Origin of the sequence: Sphaerisporangium fuscum (assembly GCF_018531465.1) — a bacterium.
Classification (GTDB): domain Bacteria; phylum Actinomycetota; class Actinomycetes; order Streptosporangiales; family Streptosporangiaceae; genus Sphaerisporangium; species Sphaerisporangium fuscum.
Genome location: NZ_JAHDTF010000087.1, coordinates 1 through 1,196 on the forward strand (window position 1 = coordinate 1; position 1,196 = coordinate 1,196).

Annotated in this window: 1 protein-coding gene and 1 pseudogene; both read right to left on the minus strand. The window is 74.4% G+C overall.

Annotation, left to right across the window (positions count from 1 at the left end):
- Positions 1–1,002, minus strand: a 1,002-nt coding sequence (locus tag KIK05_RS46420) for a serine/threonine-protein kinase (RefSeq protein ID WP_250564603.1), incomplete at its 3' end; no start/stop codon positions are given.
- Positions 999–1,196: pseudogene (locus tag KIK05_RS46425) on the minus strand (hypothetical protein); the annotation flags it as partial. The gene KIK05_RS46420 and the pseudogene KIK05_RS46425, both read right to left, overlap by 4 nt.

Below are 1,196 nucleotides of genomic sequence, written 5' to 3' on the forward strand. Positions count from 1 at the left end.
CCCGGCGCCGCGCGGCACCGCCCCGGCGGCCGGGGCGGGGGCCCGCCACACGGCCGTCCGCTCGGACCCGCCGTGTGCGGCGGGTTCGTCGACCTGCGGCGTGCCGGCGGACGCCGCGGGCGGTGCGCTCTGCCGCTCCTCACCGCTGATCGCGTCCCGGAGCGCGGCGACGAACTCGCCGCAGGTCGCGTACCGCTCGTCGGGCGACTTGGCGAGGGCCCGCGCCATCACCCGGTTGACGGCGTGCGGCAGGTCGGGGCGGTAGGGGGTCAGTGGTGGGGGATCGTGCGCGACGTGCGCGTAGAGCAGCGCCAGCTCGGTCTCCCGCTGGAACGGCGGCAGCCCGGTCAGCACCTCGTACACCACGCACGCGAACGCGTACAGGTCGCTGCGCCCGTCGACCGGCAGCCCGCGGATCTGCTCCGGGGCGACGTACCGCGGGGTGCCCATGAAGTGGCCGTGACTGGTCAGCCCGGCCTCGGAGTAGGTGCTCTTGGTCAGCCCGAAGTCGGTCAGGTAGACATGCTCGGGGTCGCGCTCCGAGCCCTCGACGATCATGATGTTGGCCGGTTTGACGTCCCGGTGCACCATCCCGTGCTGGTGGGCGGCGTCCAGGGCCGAGGCGATCTGCGAGAACAGGCGGTGGGCGCGGGCCACCGGCAACGGGCCGTTCGACTGCACGAGCCCGCGCAGGTCGGGGCCTTCGACGTAGCGCATCGCGATGAACAGCAGGTCGCCGCTCTCGCCCGCCTCGTAGATCGGGATGATGTTCGGATGGTCGATCCCGGCCACCAGGCGCGACTCGCGGACGAACCGGTCGCGGAACCGCTGGTCCTGCGACAGCTGGGGAGCGAGCACCTTGAGCGCGACCGCGCGCCCGAGACGGCTGTCGCGGGCGCGGTACACCGTCGCCATGCCGCCGCGCCCGACGACGGCCTCGATCCGGTAGTCCGCCATCCGGGTGCCGACCAGCGACGGCATCGAGAAGGGCTGCTCGCTCATAGGTCCGCCGGGTGGCCGCAGAAGCCGCAGAATCGATGGGCCTTGCCGAGGCGCATGCCGCACTGGGTGCAGAACTGCGTCTGCCCGCCCTCGCCCGCCGGCCGGGGCGGAGCCGGCGCCGCGACGGCCTCCATCGGCAGCGTCCCCTGCGGCGGCCGGGCGGCGGCGACCGGTTCCGGCGGGATCCCGGCCGC